The sequence below is a fragment of the Bacteroides sp. 1_1_14 genome, from assembly GCF_000162515.1.
GTDB lineage: Bacteria > Bacteroidota > Bacteroidia > Bacteroidales > Bacteroidaceae > Bacteroides > Bacteroides thetaiotaomicron.
In genome coordinates, this window is sequence record NZ_GG774758.1 from 1 (window position 1) to 510 (window position 510).

Annotated in this window: 1 protein-coding gene; it reads right to left on the bottom strand. The window is 53.7% G+C overall.

Annotated features, from left to right (window positions below; translation table 11 throughout):
• On the bottom strand, window positions 1–510 hold a 510-nt coding region (locus HMPREF9007_RS00005; protein ID WP_008763937.1), incomplete at both ends, for an endonuclease/exonuclease/phosphatase family protein.

A 510-nucleotide genomic window follows, 5' to 3' on the forward strand; every position in this document is an offset into this window, starting at 1 on the left:
CACCCAGCAATAGGCCGGCACGTTGGTCTGCCACATCACCGTGATTCCACCTCCTACGGGATTCTGAAGATAGGGTTTGGTACGGCAAATCCGATTCTCGGGTACCGCCATCCGTACTTCTACCAACAAAGGACGATGATCGGACGCCAGAGGCTCATCGATCACCCGGGCCGAGTTAACAACAAAAGTAGGCGTTTCCTGTTTCAGAGCAATCAGGTAGTCGAGCGTCTCCTTCGGTTCGGAAGCCGGATAAGTGGGCTGCTTCGGGTTGGAAAGTATCTGGAATGTACTCTTCAAATCTTTGATAAAGCCGGAGTCGGCATCCGAGTTGAAGTCACCGGCAAGGAAGAAAGGTTTCCGGGTATCGGCTGTAACGGACTTCAGGATTTCGAGAGACTTCATCCGATCCTCTTCGGTCAGAGAGAGGTGCGTACACGCAAAGACATACTCTGGGAACTCGGCGACAAGCAGCGTGCGTGCCTCTTCACGTCCCGGAAGGCGAAGGTTGCA